Below are 17,074 nucleotides of genomic sequence, written 5' to 3' on the forward strand. Positions count from 1 at the left end.
ATTCACACTGCAAATTCTAAACAGTAAACCTCCATAAAGCCATCAATCAGTAGAAGAAATAACATACTGAATGTCTGTCCTCATTCTATAAAATTAACATCTAATGTAAGAAAAATCCGCGTTTTTCCGTATTCATGTACGGTTTTTGCTGTAGCGTTTGTGCTTTCAACCAAAAGTAGGTTGGATATATTGATATTTTGACCAAAAGAGTAGTAACATACGGCTAATTAAGTTAACTTTTCTAACATAAAAAGAGAATCGTTTATTCATATCGGCAAGGAGTGTTTCCTATGATAACTTCCAATGCAAACCGTAATGTGACGTCCGAATTGCCTAGAGGCTGTACGTTCACCGCCGAAGACTGGCATGTATTATCCCAATATTGGTACCCGGTAGCCCAAGCAACCGAAGTAACAGACAAACCCCTGGCTGCTCAATTACTCGATGTGAAGCTGGTTCTCTACCGCAGTAATGATCAGGTTGTGGTAGCCAAGGATCTTTGTTTTCACCGCGGGGCTCCACTTAGTAAAGGCTGGGTAGAAAATGGCGAGATTGTCTGCCCTTATCATGGTTTCCGTTATAATTGTGAAGGAAAATGTACCGCAGTACCTGCGCACCCAAGCTCCAAGATCTCGCCTAAGCTCAAACTTATCGTGTACCCGGCAGTCGAACGTTATGGCTTGATCTGGACCACTTTGGCGGGAACGGAAGAACAGATCCCCTCCTTCCCTGGATGGGATGATCCGGATTATATCAATATTTTGCCACCCAACTTTGACATTGCTGGTTCCTCTGGACGACAAATGGAGGGATTCCTGGATGTATCCCATTTTGCCTATGTGCATACCGAAACGTTTGGTGACCGAAACAACACAGAAGTCCCCCAATACAAAGTGAAACGCGAAGGTAATGAGTTACTGGCGGAGTACTGGAGTACTGTAAGTAACTATGGCAAAGGGCAAGATCTTGTTGCACCTGAAGGTTTCCAATGGCTGCGCGAGTTTCGAGTGTTCCCACCTTTTGCGGCTTCTCTTACGGTACATTTCCCAGGAGACGACAAGCTGAATATTCTGAATTGTGCTTCGCCAATCTCTGCCCGTTATACACGTTTATTCTGTCCAATCACACGCAACTTTGACAAAGACGCTCCGATTGAAGACACAATCAAGTTCAACTTGCAGGTATTTGAAGAAGACCGCGAGATGGTCGAGTCACAGAAACCGGAGGATCTGCCCCTTGATCTGCATGCCGAGGCCCATATTCCCGCAGACCGTACTTCGATTGCTTATCGTCAATTATTGACGGAGCTTGGCTTGGGACGAAATTACACATCGTAAATAGATAGAATATAAGTTCAACTAATGAATATATTTACACTGACACTCCGATGGCAGAATAACTTTACGATCGCTGTTATCCCCAGATTTTTTTATTCCATTTTTTCATAGGGAGCATCCGGTGATAGCGTATGCTTTCGATGTAGCTTTCTTTTAGAAAGCTTTTAGGCGAACGCTCCGCTTCTTCAAGTTATTTCTGCCCTCTCCGCTATTGTGTAAATGTTTAGTTGAACTTATATAGGTGTTCTTCAATCTCAGGCAAGCTATCGATGATGGATGTCGCGCCTAAAAAGTCTTGAAGTACTATCCTGCGGTCTCTGGGGAATGGGTTGAAAATTTTCTTAGGAACTCAGGACATCTTATTTGGCCTCTAGGTCCTCAGTTAAAATTGTAAGGAACCTCAGACTCGTTATTTCCCAAAATCCCCGATAAAAACACTTCATACGGCTGTTTATTCTGATATAACGTGTCTCAGATTCTTTAGATTTTTGGGCACGCCTTAAATCCTTGATTAAGACGCCTACGATTCGTTAGCACTCCATGCTCCGGACACGTTCAGGTATGCATCGGCTTTCAGCAGGTTTGAAGACAACTTTAATCAACAAAAGAAGCGTTCCTTTGCGGACGCTTCTTTTGTTATACCTAATTTAACTGAAATACTTATGTGTATTAGATAAACCTCGCCTCAGGAACGTCATCTTTCCTCTTGATTATTCGTATTCATAGGAAGCTCTCTATAATACGGACAGCCCGGCTCATGAATAATACGTGGATCAACCCAAGTGCCCCAGTACGGAAGACGGTTTACGTAAGGTTGCATGTTTGGTTGTACATTGGGTTGTGTGTTTGGTTGTGTGTTGGGTTGCATGTTTGGCTGTACATTGGGTTGTACATTAGGCATTACGTAAGGCTGATGATTCACATTTGGAGCACTGTTAGAGGCAGGAGCAATTGAAGGCTGGCAATCTGCCGGCGGGCCAATAATCACTGTTTTTTGAATGGGAGCAAGTGCTTCTTGAACTTTTTTCTCATCCAGACAGTACGTATAAGCCAAAAGTTTTGCAGGTGTAAGACGTAAGGTGTCTGAGCCAAATATCGCTTCAGGAACCGGAGCATCAAAGATTGCGAGTAAGTGCGTGTGATCTGCAGTGGCCACTTCATAGTGCCACCAGCCTTGAGGAACGTTAGCCACCTGCCCCGGAGTAATCGGGAAATGAAGAAGCTCGTTGGTAAATGGATTAATGAGGGAAACAACTGCCGCACCGCTGATGCAGTATACCAACTCCGTTGCATTCTGATGCGTATGTGGTTCAACCACATTGCCCGTGTTGAGGAAAATATCCAGTAAAGAAACATTGCCCAGTGTGTTTAACTGCTTGATGGAAAGAGCGTTAATATAGTTGTTCTCATCCTTCTTGAATAACGGGTTATTGCTCAAATCGTAAGTAAATTCGGTGGTTGGTAAAGTGTAATCCATGTATGAGGTTGCCAAAATAAAACGCCTGCCCTTCGCTCTCGGTTTAGGTCATAACCTATATGCCAGCTTATGCCCAGCGCCCAGATACGTGAGCCCATTTCCGCCAAGTTTTCCTCGCATAACAAATATCCCTGACTCGGACATCCCGAGCAGGGCTCTATTTGTTACATGTTCTTTTTCATTTCCCAGACTTCTTCCCAATGGGTTCCAAATGGAATATTCATTAAGTCTACATACTTCAGCCAATGCATTCTTGTGACAACATCCGGAGTTCCCTCAATCAGTGCATTTGTCACCAGTAAAGCACGCAGATTCTTCAGTTTTTCCAACTCCGGGGGGAGCTCACGTATACCAGAATATACGATCTCCAAATACTTCAGCTCACTTAATTCACCAATCTCAGGCGGGATACAATTTAATCCCAACTCAGTTTGTGGTTTGGGCCTCCAACCAGGTGCAGATTCAAAAGGACTGCCACAATAAATTCTTAACTCTTGAAGTTGCTTCAATTTCCCGATTTCTGCCGGAATACACTCCAGATCCAACGTTGTAATGACCAATCTTTCCAATGAAGTAAGTTCAAACAGACTTGCAGGAAGTGAGTACAGATTCTGCTCAAAAATCGTCAACTCCTTCAAGTGCTTCAACTCCCGAATTCGTTCGGGAAGCTCACTTAAACCATGTAAGCTGATATCCAGCTTATCGGTCTGATGCCTGATCGCATCGTCCAGAAGATGATCAATTTCCTTATGACGGTCCAATTCAAAGAACAACCCTGGAATCCGCTCCATAAGTTCACTCGCTTCTTTGTATGTAATCCTCATGCCATACATATGCTCATGGGCAACCGAGAAAAAATAATCATTTCCGTCTTCTGTCATAAAGCAAAGATCGTCCGGCAATGACGGGTAACACCAATCATGAAAACGATTGGCTTCTTCTTTGAGCACTTGACCCGATTCCGGCGTACAGCGATATGTATAATAGGTGCCTTCGGAATAATAGGCTCCGCTTTTCAGCATCATCTCTTCCATCGTAGCACGTTCCACAAGATAGGGCTGCAATCTCTCTAACACACGAACTACTTCCGGTATCTCATTCTCTTCGTACCTTTGTCTGTCTACAAGCATAAAACGATCTGCCTTCTCGATCAATTCGTCAATCAACAGTTCATAGGCAGTTCCTCTTGGATCAGTGTGAAAAGCTACGGCTACCATATGTTCCCCCTCATTACTCATTAATCTTCAATCTGCTGTATCATCTGAAACCACTGTGGCATAGGCTGATATCATCAATCCAGTCATTGGAGGCTTATTACATGGCATACGGCCCTGGTTCAGTTTCATCCCCGCAATCTGCTGGTTATCCTTACCCTTATTATCCGTCACCCCCACCGTATCCTTACCCTTATCCCTATCCCTATCCATACCCGCCCATCGTTCCTGTTCCACTATATCCGATCGGTGGTCCTTGGTGGCATGGTGGATATTCCGGCGGTGGTTACCCCGGTGGACACCCTGGTCATTTCCCAGGAGGTGGCTATCCAGGCGGACCTCATGGAGGCGGGCCGGGTGGTCCAGGTGGACACGGAGGACCTCCAGGCGGAGGATTTCACGGACATCGTTTCTTCCAGTGGTAATCATTAGACTCATTCAAAGTACTTGTTCAGATAAAGGAGCTGCTTCGGCAGCTTCTTTATTATTGAAGGAATTGTCTAATCGTGCAGGATTTTAATAGGTGATCTCATCCATCATCTTCAGATTACGGTTCGACATGCTGAGGAGATCCGTGAAGGTAGGTGTAAGGTAATAAACAAAGTCCGGATCGTGCACGTACATAATAATCTGCCCATACGTGCCTTCCGCCGTTGGATCAAAATCGAGCATCAGATACAGCGAACCTCCCGCAATTGTTGCAAAAGGAATCCATGTTTTATGGAACAAATATGGTTTGATCTCCGGGTCCAGCTGGCTGATCTCTTCGGCAGAATAATACTCTTCAAGCTTCTCATCCACTTCACAGAAGTATTGTTTGGTCTCTCGAATCTCTTCCAATGACATCAGATAAAAGGGGGTACATCTGCCCGTCTCGGCATCACCCGAGTACAGCACATGCAACCCGTAGCCACTGCCGTCTTTCCTTTGGTAAAAGGCACGAAAATCGCCAGGCAGCCGGACGCCATACTCCTTTTCGAATAGATCCAGACTTTCCTCGGATGCACCTTCCCGCTGTTGATATTCTTCAAACAATTGCCGAATCTCTTGATCCTGTATTCTCTCATCTAACAAGTGATTCAGCTCGTCCATTAGCACGTTTAATGATACATTCGGCTCCAATCTCACCACACCTCCCCTACCTCAGTTCTTCTCTTCTTGTAGATACTGATGATATTCCCAAAACGCTTCTTCCTCTCCGCCGCCTTCAATTAGAATCATGACTGCGTAAGATAACAAATTAAGCCATTGTTCCATCAACGCCACCTGTTCGTCGGAAATGAGGTTGTTGCTGCGAAGCATGCCTTCGGGTTCAACGGCCCAAGCACGGGCCATATGAGTAATTCCCCATAGACATGCCATGACTTCCCGATCCAGTGAAGGCCGTGCAAGTTCGGACGCCAGAACACGCAGTATCTCCATCAACTCATGAAAATTCTCCTTAATCAAATGTCCACGGAAAGGCCGCAGACTGCCAATAAAACCGTTCTCCATCTTGGGATGACTCAGATCATCATAAAAAAAGGAGTGACATTTTAATAACATTACTGCCTCTTCACGTTCCATCCCTTCACCCCTAACTAGGTCAAAATGCTACCTCACCAGCGCAGAGGTTCTTCTCCACGCCACAACACATACCGCTCCAACTCACGAAGAGTGCCTGTACCGATCCCGTACTCGTCCATTTCTGTGGAACGAAGATCCATCACATGCAGCATGCCACCATAGGTACCCACTGCCAGCTTGGACTGCTCTGGCGATACGGCGAGAGAATAGATCGTACTGCCCACAAAATGACGCCACACTTCCTTCCCCTCGCCATTCACACAATACAGATAACCGTATGCATCTCCAAGCACCATGCCTGCCTCTATTTCAACCGCTGCATACACACGTGCATTCTCATCCATCACTGGCCAATCTTCCTTTGTTTCGTTGCCTGCAATTGATTCCAGCGGAACCTGTATGGTGACCCCGTTATAGAAATGACATGCGTTAAACCAGACAGTCTGGTTATCACTGGTGAATGCTGCATAATGAGGGTAGCTCGATTCTGGATAGAGAGAGTATGTCTTGTTCAGTTGGCGGTCCATCACCATATGATTGCTTCCTTGGCTACCATAGGCAATCCATCGACCATCCCGAGATACCGCTGCATGCCCCATATCTATCTGTGTATCCTCTAGCTCATATTCTTCGATCTCTGCCAGATCGGGATGAAGCAAGGTCAATTTATCTTGCGTTACAAGATATATCCCGTATCTTGAATGTATAAGTAGTGCTTTGCCTTCATCTATAGGTATAAGTCCTTCAAGTGTCCGTTCGGGATGCTCACAGTCCGCAAGTGATTCAATCCGAGGTAATGCCGACTGTATCCGGGCTTGAATATCTTCCCATCGATATGTCGCTATCTCCTGTCCTTCCAACTTGCGATCTGGCTGACGAATAATACGAATCCCATCCCGTCCTGCAAGCGCAAAGTCAAGTCCATCCGATGAACAACCTGCAAAAGTATATGGAGTGATCAACTGCCATCCGTGCTGATCCATCGTATATATCTGACTATTCTCCGTGAAAATTCCCGTATTACATACAATCGTTTCCTCGTTCAGATAACCTACAACTTTGACCGCTTGCATGGAAGCCTGAAACGCCTCGTTCAATGGCCACGTCGCTGCGGGTAGCTCACGTCGAAGCATCTCCAAGTCACCGTGGAGATTGGCCTGTCTCACCATCTGGAATACTTCAGTACTCATTCCGCTTCTGGAGTCTCCCTCCAGCTCGGATTCATCCGGTTGCTCTCCACACATACTTCTCCGGACAAATGCATTAACATCCCTTGCATAACGCTTGCCTTCATTGCGCCATTGTTCCGCAATGTCTTCCTTTAACCAACTCATAGGTTTCCCTCCACTCAAGCCCTATTCATATGCCGTACAATGATGTGCTTGCAAAAACAAACTGATTTCGTTATCCGTCGCCTCCTCCGCACCATTCTTTTCTTCATAGAACAGGGCAACTTCTCTCCCAGCAGCATAGTTAAATCGTAAATATCCTCCCATCGACACCATGAACATCTTGCACATGTACTCATTCTCCAACACAGCGTCCCACTTAAATTCTGTTTTGCATGTATCGGCGAGTTCCTTCATGGAGCTTCCATGTTCCGTCCCTGAAAAATGGTAAAACGTATGTTTCCGCAGCTCATTCCACGGCTCAAAGTAAAGTGGCGTTATTGGTTTATCCTGATGGTAATACCCACAATAGATCCGGTCCAGCGTTTCGCCAAATTCAGTCTCCGAGCATGTCCATAAGGTGATATTTTCATCATGACGCGGTAGCCACAACAGCCCCTCAACTTCCGGATGAACAGCAAGGAAATCTCCATCTACAGAACTGCCGATGGAGATGCACTGCTCAAGTTGATGCTGACTTATAGGCGAATCATCCGTATGTATCCAAAAATCATATTCAACAAAAGGCTTCAACACTTCTGGGTCCGGTCTCTGCACATTCATCCACCCCGTATATGTACCTTCCCCGTAGTGCTCAATCCAGGTGCGGTATGATAAAGGCAGCGAGATGCCGTGCTGTTGTTCAAAGTGATCCAGTTCCTCTGTTGGAACCGGCTTAAGTACACGGGATACAATATACATTTGTCGACATCTCCCATCTCAGTTTGGTTCATTCGTTTTCAGGATCTAAGCCAGTTCTTCCTGTACAATTTCAGTCCATACTCCTTTACGATTCAGAATGCGAACGGCAAAGGCATCATATCCATCACGCTTGACCTGATCAAAATGCATGCGCTCTCCCGTAATCAGTTCATATGCACCATTTTCATCTACATCTTCGCCAAACTCTTCATCCCAAGGCACATTGTAGTAAGCCGTCAACTCTACTTCAAATATGTCCTCACCTTCAACATCCAGGTAAGGACGAAGGGGTCTGTCATGTAGTGCGTCTTCCGAATAGGTCTCACATAACATAGCATCATAGCCGTGCTTGGCGGTATCAATGAGCAGATAGCGCTCACCCGTGACCGTATGCTCCGCATATACAAGAAGAGGTGTCGAATCATGCCAGGTAATCAGATCATCTTCAGTCAAGTCACCATAATAAAAAATATGGAATTTATCATGACCATCACTCATTTGAAGTTTGCCTTTCCACTCCACTTCATCGGACTTTATGTTCTCTTCCTTCCTAATTAATCCTTCCAGATAAGCAGGTCCCTGTTGTACACCATACTCATTCATCATCTCGCCTCCGATTTGTTCATTCGAATGGTAACCACTTTGTGTTCCTCATCCACCGTCAGTTTCACATCGATGTTCAGCTTGTCACGGAATAACGCCGTAATATTGATATACGGATCGCGGGCAGCTTCGCTACTACCGCCACTATTACGGCTCATTCCCTGATGAATGATGGATTCTACCAGCTGTTTATCTCCCTTGCCGGTGTTATTGTAGGTGTAGATCACCTGCCCATCCTGATCATACAGATTCAAAACCGTTGTGAAATCATTGGCGTTCTCATACTGTCTCTCGGTCTGTACATAGTTGTGATCTGTACGTTGATAGTTTACAGTACCAGCCAGATACGGATTGTCCCCGCCTGGCTTCACATCATACTCCTTATAAGCCAGATTAAACAGGTATTGGATATGATTCATATCAATCCGGTAATAAAACTGACGGTTATCTTCCTCTTTGTCCATCGCTGCAAAACTGTTAATCAGCGGCCAGGCCCCATAGGACTTCCCATTAACATCAACGGCGAGAGCATAGTCAGATAATACTGTCTCTTTTTGAAATACACCAAATGTCTGTAAAATAAAATAAGCCGGAATCATCAACATACCCAGAATGACTGCAAAAATAGTAAGTTTAACTCGTAGTTTCATTTCTTCTCTCCTTGCGGCTTTAACTCTTCAATTTCAGTCTCATCCAGTCTTGTGCTGAAGCTTCGACAGTGTACGAACAACCACATCCCTGTTCTTCGCATCCTTGATATAAGCCGGAATACTATGTGAAGCCGTTCGTATAGGCATATTTCCGTATTTTACACGCAGATCTGCGGAGACATAAGCGATGAGATAATTCAGATGCTCCCGATTCACAGCCCATATTATTTTTCCTCTGAAATTATCCAGGAAGTATAATTCCAGCCCAAACACAGGATCTTTCCCTGCACAAATCTCGGAAAAACACCTTTGGTATGTCGGCTTGGCGTGTAATTCAACCTGATTAACAGAACTACAATGCGGACATTCCACATGCGTCGATCGGTGAGACGTCTTCTTCTCGTCCATGACTTCCACGTTAAACCAACGTTCACATACAGCACAATTCCCCTTGGCTTTATATTGATATACTGGTTCTTCAAAAGCTTGAGCGTAACATTCGTAACACTTCCATCCCAGTTGACCATTCCGTTGATCAATCGAAGCGTGCCCACCGCATTTGGGACATTTCACATCAATCCGCTCTCCCCGTCGAAGGACCGAATAGAAACTATACTTATACGCACCTTCATCTTCGAAACGTTTCATCCTGTATCCACCTTTCTTCTGAAACTACGACATACACAGCGTCAAAATACTCAACATTTACCAATCCATCTCTCTAAAATTATATGAAACTCCGTTGCTCAGCACAACAATTGAAGACAGATTGTTGGAAATGCCTCTAATACGACATACCCAAGTGTGTGCCTCATCACACCCGTCTACACCTCAATAACGTAATCTATAACTAAATAACTACTGAAATGAAAGAAAACCTGCTTTTTAGATTGTGAAAAATATCACTTGAGTAAAGGTTGTGCAACTATGTTCTCCTTACTGAATGTATATAAATGGTCTCTCGTATTCGCTATATTCACAGCAACTCTCTCTCACTGTAGTTCAACCGATACGGTTAAACCTGTTCACCACGATGAAGTCTCCTCCTCTGCGGTCAGTCAACCCCCGGTGGACCCGATCATTCGCAGAGAAGGTACTAAGGTATATATTGAAATGACGGCCCAGGTTACAGATGTCGAAATCTCCGAAGGAGTGATATACAACGCTTGGACATTTAATGGTACCGTTCCTGGACCCGTCCTCCGAGTGACCGAAGGAGACACCTTGGTTTTCACGTTAAGAAATAAAGATTCCAGCCTGCCTCACTCCATGGATTTTCACGCTGTACATGCTGCTCCCAGCAGCAAATTTATTGATGTGATGCCAGGCGAGGAAGGCACGTTCACCTATCCCACCTCCTCACCCGGTGTATTCATGTATCACTGTGGAACCAAACCGGTTCTTGCCCATATCGCCAACGGGATGTACGGCATGATTATTGTGGAACCCAAAGCTGGATACCCTTCCGATCACTTGGTTGATCGTGAGTATACCCTTGTTCAGAGTGAATGGTACAAAGAACATGATTATGAAGCTTTTTTGAACGGGGAACCGAATTATGTCGTATTTAACGGCAATGATTATGGATTAATAAAACATCCCCTGTTAGCCAAAGGAGGAGATACGGTGCGAATCTATGTCAGTAATGCAGGACCCAATGAAGTCTCATCCTTCCACGTTGTGGGTACCATTATGGACCGTGTGTATACCGATGGGAATCCACGCAACATCCAGTATGGAATACAGACGGTTATGCTTCCCGCAAGTGGTGGAGCTGTCGTAGAGTTCACCGTGACCGAAGAAGGTGATTATGCGATTGTAACCCATCAGTTCAACCATGTAGCCAAAGGCGCTGCCGCTGTTCTGCGTGTGACCAAGGATGGAACTGATCATGGTGGACCCGCGATGTCTCACTGAGACATGACAATAGATAATGGCTATACCTATCCTGAACCATTCGAGGTGATTAAACGATGATCTGTACACACGAAGCGAAGGATGCCTGTTTCTCCAAAGTATCTCTGTTCCAGCATCTTGATCCATCCGAAGCTGCCTTGTTGATTTCCCTTCTGCATACCCGCAAATATAACAAAGGCGAAGTTGTCGTCCAGGAGGGAGAACGCTCCGATACGCTTTATGTGGTTCATCAGGGATGTGTGAAGTTATCCAAATACAATGAAAATGGCAAGGAACATATTATTCGGTTTCTGTTTCCCGGTGATTTCTTCGGACAAGATTCCCTATTACACCAAAAACCACATGTCGCAAACGCCGAAGTTCTGGAGCCTTCGGCCATCTGCTCTATCAGCAAGCATGACTTTGACCAGTTACTCGAACACGATCCGAAGCTTGCTTATCATTTCCTGCTTGCCATTACCAAGTTGCTCCGTGAAACAGATGAATGGAACAGCTCGCTAAGTGCGATGACAACGGAACAGAAGATTGCCAAGTTGCTTTTGTATTTTCATACCCGCAATCATGCAAAACATGAGATCCGCTTGCCTGTTTTCAAAAAAGATATGGCTCTGCTACTCGGGATTACACCCGAAACACTAAGTCGCAAACTTACTATGATGCAATCTCAGGGACTGCTTCAGGTTACAGGAAACTGCATCCTTATTCTTCAACTGGAGCAGCTTAGGGAAAGAATTGAACCGCCTGCCCGAAGCCAATGAATTAGGTAAGAAAACTTGCGAATGCGGAGGAAGCTGTTTTGGCAAAAAAAGAGTATCCGATCAGAAACCACTCTTTTCGGATACTCTTTTTATATAAATTCAACTCAGCGATCGGAAGCTTGTTCTGTCATCTACAGATCCAACAACAGCGACACAAGCAATCCCATGGATGCAATCAAACCCACTACAGGTCCGCCTTCTTCAAATGCCTCCGGCATCATCGTCGAGCAGATCATGGCAATGATTCCGCCACCTGCAAATGCACCAATCGCTGCACCCATCTCCTCTGGAAGCTGCTCCAGAAACAGATATCCACCCAGTGCTGCAATCGCGGAGATCAATAGTACACTAAGCCACATTAATATGATTTTGCCACGACTGTATTTGCCCTGTAGTCCAACCGTACTGGACAGACCTTCAGGAATGTTGCTGACAAAGATCGATACTACCAGGACCACACTGACACCGTTACCGTCCAGCAAGCTGGCACCAAGCATGATGGATTCCGGGATAGCATCCATTACTGTTCCTGCAAAGATCCCAAGCCCGCTTTGGTTCGAGTCTCCCGACTTTGCCGAACGTTTACGCCCCGCCCCTCCCTTTGCAGAAACGAGCAAGTCAAACAGCGTGTACACGACGGCACCCGCCGTAAATCCAATGGCGGTAGGTATTATTCCTCCATCATTCAGCGCATCTCCGAGAAGTTCAAAGGTCGCTGCACCAATTAATGTTCCTGTCCCAAAAGCCATGATCCATCCAATGACTCGTTTGGGAATCTTCAGAAACAAGGCTGCGAGTGCGCCAATGACAACCGCTGAGGCAGAGATGCCGCCCCACATGAATGCAGTCCACATCCGGGCCGACCCCTCTCTTGTTTAATCATATTCTATCATTCCATTAACCCAGGTTGAGTAATCAAAAACAGTGATGTGGCTTTACGGTGATCTATATCACCTGATGTGTTCAAAAATCACGTTATGATAAAATGATGTCGTCGTTCAGAACTATGAACACAGAGAGGAGAGATTCTCATGAGTAGGGTAAACAAAGATACAGCAGGGGAGTTTCTACAACAGTTTCCCATCTTCCAGGACCTTAGCCCCGAGGAATTAAAGCAAGTCGAAGATATCGCCATTTCCAGAAGCATTCAGAAGAAATCGGTTATTTTCAGCGAAGGAAGCGAAAAAGAAGCTGTCTTTTTTATCCGTACCGGCATTGTAAAGGCTTATAAAACCGATGAGAACGGGCATGAACAGATTGTCTCTTTCCTCAAAACAGGAGATATGTTCCCACACACCGGCTTTTTTAATGCGCACCCTTACCCGGCTACGGCAGAAGCCATTACCCCTACCGAACTACTAGCCATACCTGTCCGACTTTTCGAACGATTAATGCTGAGCACACCTTCAATTGCGATCAAAATTATGCGTGTGCTCGGTGACAAAATAAGAGAATTACAGGATAAATTGCAGGTGCTTTCTGGTCAGGATGTACGCAATCGTGTACTTTCCTTCCTTCTTATGCTCGCAGATCAGCATGGACAAATGCATGGAGACCAGATTATCATCAACCTGCCCATGACACATCAGGAGTTTGCCAACTCCATTGGAACTACAAGGGAAACAGCGAATCGGCTCTTAAACCAGCTTACAAAAGAGAATTTGCTCGAAGTGGATCGCAGCCGGATCATCATTCATGATTTGCAAGCTTTGAAGGAACAAAGGGATACGTGACCACCCTGCACCCAGCTACACTGTTTTCTCCCACGCTATTACATTACACTGTGTGTGCACAAAGAGACCTTAACGACCTTAATCGATGTTAAGGTCTCTTTCGCATGCGCAATTAGCAATATACGTATCAGGATATTGTTATTTTTGGCTTGCCCATGGCACTTTTTCCATACAGGATTCTGACTCAAATAAGGCGAGACTATGACATTAAAAAATGTGTGAGCAGGCTCACACAGCCCCCTCCTCACGTTTTCTATAATCAAATTGCAACGCCACACTATCCCATTTGGAGGAATGACACATGAACACATACGCAGCAACCATTAATGCCACGGAGTATCCACCGCATTTGAAACATAAAGTTATTTTCGAAACGTTTGATCAGTTGCAACCACAGGAATCCATGTTGCTCATTAACGATCACGATCCTAAGCCCCTACGATTCCAGTTCCAGTCCACACATCCCGATGGCTTCAACTGGGAGTATATTGAGCAGGGTCCTACAACCTTCCAGGTCAAAATCAGCAAATTATAGATTGGAGCTGAACCGCTATGGCGCACGTTGAAATCATTGACGATACTACACTCCGCATCACGCTGCGGCTGGAAGACGCTACAACCATGGTTCAAATGGCACAGCGTGAGCAAGCGGAATATGCGCAAGAGATTATCACCATTTACGAAATAATGCCTGTGTTCGAATATACTCATTTCTGTTTTTACGCCTATGACAGTGCAAGACTTTTTGAGCGTGTGCTCGGCATGGACCCCAAAGCCTACCTGTCCTTCTCCCTCGATGCGCCGGAGTCATTCTTCTATGCGCTGTACGGTGGAATGGCCGCCCTGTATGAATCAGCGCTACAGTTGGTACAGCAGGCGGATGCAGCTAGTGCAGGATCGGATGTGAACGCACATGTCTCCATCTGATGTCCATATTGTTGAATTGGATGTGCGTCCTCATCTGAGTAAAAAGTTAGAGCCGTTTCAACTGATCATGGACACGGTCAAAGGCCTTCAGCATGAAGATGTCTTTGTACTTCATGCTCCATTCAAACCAACGCCTCTGCTCGGTATTCTCAAGATGAAAGGGTACTCCAGCACATCGGAACGAAAGGGTTCAGATCACTGGGTCACCACGTTTGTGCACAAAAAAAACAAAACCGGTGCCAAAGCATTATCTGCAATGGTTTTATCTGGATCGGAAGTCGATTCTAAGCCCGGTTCAGACGAAGAATCAGCTTCATGCAATGGCCATCCAGAGGAGCAAGCTGTTGCGATTGAAAACTTTGAATCCCTACAGGCGCCCACCGTTATACTGGACAATCGCGGATTGGAACCGCCACAACCCATGATGCGAACACTTGCCGCACTGGAACGTTGCAAACCTGGGGAAGTCGTACTGATTCATAATGACCGTGTGCCAGTCTTCTTGATTGAAGAGTTAAACAATCTCGGTTGTTCCTACACCGTTGAGGATCAAGCCGATGGTACGGCCAAAGTGAGAATTGAAAAAGGGTAAGGAGGCAAAGGCCATGTCCAGGTTGCCGTTTCTTTTTATCATCACGGGCATCTTTGGATTTGTAATGTATCACGCATTCTCCCTGCTCTCGCTGACAGGCTGGCTTGGTGATGAACTCAGAGGACCCGAAGGCTGGTTTCATGCCCATCTGTTTGTGCTAGGGTGGGCAACCATGCTGGCTATGGGTGCCGTTTATCAGTTGATACATGTTATTTTGCAATCCAATATTTACAGTCTGTTTCTTGGTTATTGTCATTATTTCTTGTTCAGTATCGGAATCGTGGGCATGTTATACGGCTTCATCCGTGCAGATGTCATCTGGATTGCGGGTTCTGCTACACTCGCTCTCTCTGGCATTCTGTTGTTCGGATGGAATATGGCCGTTACCCTCATCCGTGCCTCACAGTGGAATCCGGTAACGATCAGTGCAGCTTGTTCCTGTCTTTATCTGGTTCTAACCGGGCTTTCCGGTATGCTGATGGGTCTGAATTTTGCCTTTGGTGATTGGAATGGTCTGCATGAACGATTATTCGGTGCACATATCTGGATGGGAACACTTGGCTGGTTTGGCATGTTAATTACCGGCTTCAGTTACAAAATGCTTCCGATGTTCTACCTGTCCCACGATTATTCCATTCGACTGCAAAAAGTGGTCCTGGTTCTGTGGAATGCAGCTGTAGTTACAGGTGTTGTCGCATTTCTGACAGGTATTAAGGGAGGATTGCTCTGGCTTGCGCTCTTACTTCTAACAGCAGCCCTTCTCTTCTATGTGTATCACTTGGAGCAAATTCAGGAGAAACGGCACAAAAGTAACCCAGGTCCGGGCATTCGCTGGTCTGTGTATGTAAGCCGTGCGTTTGCTGTATATGCTGTTGCACTACTGATCTATTCCTCGCAAGGGACTGAGTTGCTGCTCCATCCACGTGTTGTTCTGCTGTCTGGATGGGTATATCTCGGGGGCTGGGTGTCTCTCACCATACTTGGTTATGCCTCCAAAATCGTGCCTTTTCTATGGTGGACCCACAAATATGGCAAGCAGGCCGGCAGACCCGGAACACCGCTGATGGCAGGTATGTTGAATGAACGGTATGTCAATTGGGGTATGCTCGCCATGGTCGCTGGAAGCCTTTTGCTTGTCAGTGGAATTCTGATTAATCTGGCTGAGGTCATGATGGTTGGAGGAACGATACTGTCTCTTGTCTCCATCATTTATATAACAAATATTGCTTTGGTATTCAGACGTTAACATAAATAAGGTGGACTGGAGAGTGAACATGATGGAACAAACCACGCATTTGCTAGAATGTCTCAAGGAAGTGTATGACCCTGAATTAGGTGTCAATATCGTTGACCTAGGTCTGGTCTATGAAGTAAGGGAAGAGCCTGAACGGGTTCATGTACGAATGACGCTGACTACACCAGGTTGCCCGCTGCATGATACAATTGTCGGAGCGGTGAAATGGGTTTTGCAGGAAAATACAAATAAGAATGATATTGATGTTCAAGTCGTGTGGGAGCCACAATGGTCTCCACAGCTGATGTCAAATGAAGCCAAGGAAATGCTGGGATACTTCTAGGCAGAATGACTATAGACCGGATGAATGAACAAGTTGCTAGCGGAATACAAAGAAGCGTACTTAAGATCTGATGTTCTCAGACCCAGGTATGCTTTTTGTTTTGCGATGGAAGCCACACTTGATATACACCCCGGAGATTGCTAGAAGGACGAATGTTGGAGCAGAGTATTCTTGAATAAAAATAAATAAGGAAACTCCAGAATAGAGTTCCCCTTATATTGGTACCGATCAGTGAATCATTCTAACGATTCCTTGATCTTAGATGTCCTTTGCATACGATGCTGATGGTACTTTATTTAACACCACGAACAAACGAACCTCCTGATCTCCTGTATTATGGAATGCAAACTCCACTTCACCGCCGCAATGAATTACATCCTCTTGTTTCACCTCTTGTTCTTTTCCATCCAGCATAAGTGTGCCTGTGCCTTCAACCACCAGCAAAATAACGTCTGTGCCTGGATGTTTATGAACGGGAAGCTGCTGACCTGGCAGAAAATGAAGGACAAAGGTCACTCCACCACCCTGTTGGAATAAAACTCGTTTCGTGAAACGGTCCTCACTGAATGTTTTGACTTCTTGCAATGACGTGATACTCATGATAATCGTCCTCCTCGATATTATAATCTGTGA

At 45.5% G+C, this 17,074-nt stretch carries 21 protein-coding genes; 10 read left to right on the top strand and 11 right to left on the bottom strand.

The features are described 5' to 3' along the window. Window positions 1-290 precede the first annotated feature (290 nt). Window positions 291-1,337 carry an aromatic ring-hydroxylating oxygenase subunit alpha gene (locus tag NST38_RS18505; protein ID WP_047843487.1) on the top strand — a complete coding sequence of 349 codons (1,047 nt, stop codon included), beginning with the start codon at window positions 291-293 and terminating at the stop codon, window positions 1,335-1,337. 694 nt (window positions 1,338-2,031) lie between these two features. On the opposite strand, the gene NST38_RS18510 is transcribed toward NST38_RS18505, so the two are convergent. Together NST38_RS18510 and NST38_RS18515 are read right to left on the bottom strand one after the other, a co-directional pair. Beyond that, window positions 2,032-2,829, bottom strand: a complete 798-nt coding sequence (locus NST38_RS18510) for a cupin domain-containing protein (RefSeq protein ID WP_076250067.1) — start codon at window positions 2,827-2,829, stop codon at window positions 2,032-2,034. Window positions 2,830-2,978: 149 nt separating this feature from the next. Continuing rightward, entirely contained in the window at window positions 2,979-4,052 is a 1,074-nt protein-coding gene (locus NST38_RS18515) for a leucine-rich repeat domain-containing protein (protein ID WP_143781228.1), read from the bottom strand. A gap of 80 nt (window positions 4,053-4,132) precedes the next feature. Here NST38_RS18515 and NST38_RS18520 point away from each other — a divergent pair, with 80 nt between their 5' ends. After that, window positions 4,133-4,453, top strand: a complete 321-nt coding sequence (locus tag NST38_RS18520; RefSeq protein WP_076250065.1) for a hypothetical protein — start codon at window positions 4,133-4,135, stop codon at window positions 4,451-4,453. A gap of 91 nt (window positions 4,454-4,544) precedes the next feature. On the opposite strand, the gene NST38_RS18525 is transcribed toward NST38_RS18520, so the two are convergent. Genes NST38_RS18525 through NST38_RS18555 form a run of 7 tightly spaced genes read right to left on the bottom strand, consistent with a single transcriptional unit; the run spans window position 4,545 to window position 9,585 of the window. After that, a complete protein-coding gene (locus tag NST38_RS18525; RefSeq protein ID WP_256719982.1) occupies window positions 4,545-5,150 on the bottom strand; it encodes an SMI1/KNR4 family protein in 606 nt (201 codons plus the stop codon). Window positions 5,151-5,171: 21 nt separating this feature from the next. Beyond that, entirely contained in the window at window positions 5,172-5,594 is a 423-nt protein-coding gene (locus tag NST38_RS18530; RefSeq protein WP_076250064.1) for a hypothetical protein, read from the bottom strand. Between the two features lie 32 nt (window positions 5,595-5,626). Next, complete coding sequence (locus tag NST38_RS18535; RefSeq protein WP_076250063.1) at window positions 5,627-6,928, bottom strand: hypothetical protein; 1,302 nt, start codon at window positions 6,926-6,928, stop codon at window positions 5,627-5,629. A 21-nt stretch (window positions 6,929-6,949) separates the two neighbouring features. Then, window positions 6,950-7,684 (bottom strand): SMI1/KNR4 family protein, encoded by a 735-nt coding sequence (locus NST38_RS18540; protein WP_076250062.1) that lies wholly within the window; start codon window positions 7,682-7,684, stop codon window positions 6,950-6,952. 45 nt (window positions 7,685-7,729) lie between these two features. Beyond that, window positions 7,730-8,287 (bottom strand): hypothetical protein, encoded by a 558-nt coding sequence (locus NST38_RS18545; RefSeq protein ID WP_083684306.1) that lies wholly within the window; start codon window positions 8,285-8,287, stop codon window positions 7,730-7,732. Next, on the bottom strand, window positions 8,287-8,937 hold the full coding sequence (locus NST38_RS18550) for a hypothetical protein (RefSeq protein ID WP_036672890.1): 651 nt from the start codon (window positions 8,935-8,937) through the stop codon (window positions 8,287-8,289). The genes NST38_RS18545 and NST38_RS18550 overlap by 1 nt, the downstream gene beginning before the upstream one ends. A 39-nt stretch (window positions 8,938-8,976) precedes the next feature. Beyond that, window positions 8,977-9,585, bottom strand: coding sequence for a hypothetical protein (locus tag NST38_RS18555; protein WP_076250060.1), 609 nt, complete (start codon window positions 9,583-9,585; stop codon window positions 8,977-8,979). A 279-nt stretch (window positions 9,586-9,864) separates the two neighbouring features. Between NST38_RS18555 and NST38_RS18560 the strand changes: the two genes are divergently transcribed. Together NST38_RS18560 and NST38_RS18565 are read left to right on the top strand one after the other, a co-directional pair. Next, complete coding sequence (locus NST38_RS18560) at window positions 9,865-10,854, top strand: multicopper oxidase domain-containing protein (RefSeq protein WP_076250059.1); 990 nt, start codon at window positions 9,865-9,867, stop codon at window positions 10,852-10,854. A 56-nt stretch (window positions 10,855-10,910) separates the two neighbouring features. Next, complete coding sequence (locus NST38_RS18565; RefSeq protein ID WP_076250058.1) at window positions 10,911-11,612, top strand: Crp/Fnr family transcriptional regulator; 702 nt, start codon at window positions 10,911-10,913, stop codon at window positions 11,610-11,612. Window positions 11,613-11,743: 131 nt separating this feature from the next. On the opposite strand, the gene NST38_RS18570 is transcribed toward NST38_RS18565, so the two are convergent. Then, a complete protein-coding gene (locus NST38_RS18570) occupies window positions 11,744-12,466 on the bottom strand; it encodes a ZIP family metal transporter (RefSeq protein ID WP_076250057.1) in 723 nt (240 codons plus the stop codon). A gap of 177 nt (window positions 12,467-12,643) precedes the next feature. Between NST38_RS18570 and NST38_RS18575 the strand changes: the two genes are divergently transcribed. The 6 genes from NST38_RS18575 to NST38_RS18600 all read left to right on the top strand — a co-directional run bounded on the left by NST38_RS18575 (window position 12,644) and on the right by NST38_RS18600 (window position 16,441). Next, entirely contained in the window at window positions 12,644-13,345 is a 702-nt protein-coding gene (locus tag NST38_RS18575) for a Crp/Fnr family transcriptional regulator (RefSeq protein WP_076250056.1), read from the top strand. A gap of 301 nt (window positions 13,346-13,646) precedes the next feature. Then, the gene (locus NST38_RS18580) at window positions 13,647-13,880 is read left to right on the top strand and encodes a DUF2249 domain-containing protein (protein WP_036613358.1); all 234 of its coding nucleotides are present in this window, start codon (window positions 13,647-13,649) and stop codon (window positions 13,878-13,880) included. Between the two features lie 17 nt (window positions 13,881-13,897). Beyond that, a complete protein-coding gene (locus NST38_RS18585) occupies window positions 13,898-14,272 on the top strand; it encodes a hypothetical protein (RefSeq protein ID WP_051447303.1) in 375 nt (124 codons plus the stop codon). Further along, on the top strand, window positions 14,259-14,864 hold the full coding sequence (locus NST38_RS18590; RefSeq protein WP_036613355.1) for a DUF2249 domain-containing protein: 606 nt from the start codon (window positions 14,259-14,261) through the stop codon (window positions 14,862-14,864). Before NST38_RS18585 ends, NST38_RS18590 begins: the two co-directional genes overlap by 14 nt. Before the next feature lie 13 nt (window positions 14,865-14,877). Continuing rightward, window positions 14,878-16,110 carry a hypothetical protein gene (locus tag NST38_RS18595; protein WP_076250055.1) on the top strand — a complete coding sequence of 411 codons (1,233 nt, stop codon included), beginning with the start codon at window positions 14,878-14,880 and terminating at the stop codon, window positions 16,108-16,110. A gap of 31 nt (window positions 16,111-16,141) precedes the next feature. Next, window positions 16,142-16,441, top strand: a complete 300-nt coding sequence (locus tag NST38_RS18600) for a metal-sulfur cluster assembly factor (protein ID WP_076250604.1) — start codon at window positions 16,142-16,144, stop codon at window positions 16,439-16,441. 258 nt (window positions 16,442-16,699) lie between these two features. On the opposite strand, the gene NST38_RS18605 is transcribed toward NST38_RS18600, so the two are convergent. Beyond that, window positions 16,700-17,041 carry a cupin domain-containing protein gene (locus NST38_RS18605; protein WP_076250054.1) on the bottom strand — a complete coding sequence of 114 codons (342 nt, stop codon included), beginning with the start codon at window positions 17,039-17,041 and terminating at the stop codon, window positions 16,700-16,702. Window positions 17,042-17,074 lie beyond the last annotated feature (33 nt).

Origin of the sequence: Paenibacillus sp. FSL H8-0104 (genome assembly GCF_038050215.1) — a bacterium.
Lineage (GTDB): Bacteria > Bacillota > Bacilli > Paenibacillales > Paenibacillaceae > Paenibacillus > Paenibacillus amylolyticus.

Coding starts and splice junctions, on each gene's coding strand:
- NST38_RS18505 (WP_047843487.1), top strand. CDS start 291: ATGATAACTTCCAATGCAAACCGTAATGTGACGTCCGAATTGCCTAGA.
- NST38_RS18515 (WP_143781228.1), bottom strand. CDS start 4,052: ATGAGTAATGAGGGGGAACATATGGTAGCCGTAGCTTTTCACACTGAT.
- NST38_RS18520 (WP_076250065.1), top strand. CDS start 4,133: ATGGCATACGGCCCTGGTTCAGTTTCATCCCCGCAATCTGCTGGTTAT.
- NST38_RS18530 (WP_076250064.1), bottom strand. CDS start 5,594: ATGGAACGTGAAGAGGCAGTAATGTTATTAAAATGTCACTCCTTTTTT.
- NST38_RS18535 (WP_076250063.1), bottom strand. CDS start 6,928: ATGAGTTGGTTAAAGGAAGACATTGCGGAACAATGGCGCAATGAAGGC.
- NST38_RS18540 (WP_076250062.1), bottom strand. CDS start 7,684: ATGTATATTGTATCCCGTGTACTTAAGCCGGTTCCAACAGAGGAACTG.
- NST38_RS18545 (WP_083684306.1), bottom strand. CDS start 8,287: ATGAATGAGTATGGTGTACAACAGGGACCTGCTTATCTGGAAGGATTA.
- NST38_RS18550 (WP_036672890.1), bottom strand. CDS start 8,937: ATGAAACTACGAGTTAAACTTACTATTTTTGCAGTCATTCTGGGTATG.
- NST38_RS18555 (WP_076250060.1), bottom strand. CDS start 9,585: ATGAAACGTTTCGAAGATGAAGGTGCGTATAAGTATAGTTTCTATTCG.
- NST38_RS18560 (WP_076250059.1), top strand. CDS start 9,865: ATGTTCTCCTTACTGAATGTATATAAATGGTCTCTCGTATTCGCTATA.
- NST38_RS18565 (WP_076250058.1), top strand. CDS start 10,911: ATGATCTGTACACACGAAGCGAAGGATGCCTGTTTCTCCAAAGTATCT.
- NST38_RS18570 (WP_076250057.1), bottom strand. CDS start 12,466: ATGTGGACTGCATTCATGTGGGGCGGCATCTCTGCCTCAGCGGTTGTC.
- NST38_RS18575 (WP_076250056.1), top strand. CDS start 12,644: ATGAGTAGGGTAAACAAAGATACAGCAGGGGAGTTTCTACAACAGTTT.
- NST38_RS18580 (WP_036613358.1), top strand. CDS start 13,647: ATGAACACATACGCAGCAACCATTAATGCCACGGAGTATCCACCGCAT.
- NST38_RS18585 (WP_051447303.1), top strand. CDS start 13,898: ATGGCGCACGTTGAAATCATTGACGATACTACACTCCGCATCACGCTG.
- NST38_RS18590 (WP_036613355.1), top strand. CDS start 14,259: ATGTCTCCATCTGATGTCCATATTGTTGAATTGGATGTGCGTCCTCAT.
- NST38_RS18595 (WP_076250055.1), top strand. CDS start 14,878: ATGTCCAGGTTGCCGTTTCTTTTTATCATCACGGGCATCTTTGGATTT.
- NST38_RS18600 (WP_076250604.1), top strand. CDS start 16,142: ATGGAACAAACCACGCATTTGCTAGAATGTCTCAAGGAAGTGTATGAC.
- NST38_RS18605 (WP_076250054.1), bottom strand. CDS start 17,041: ATGAGTATCACGTCATTGCAAGAAGTCAAAACATTCAGTGAGGACCGT.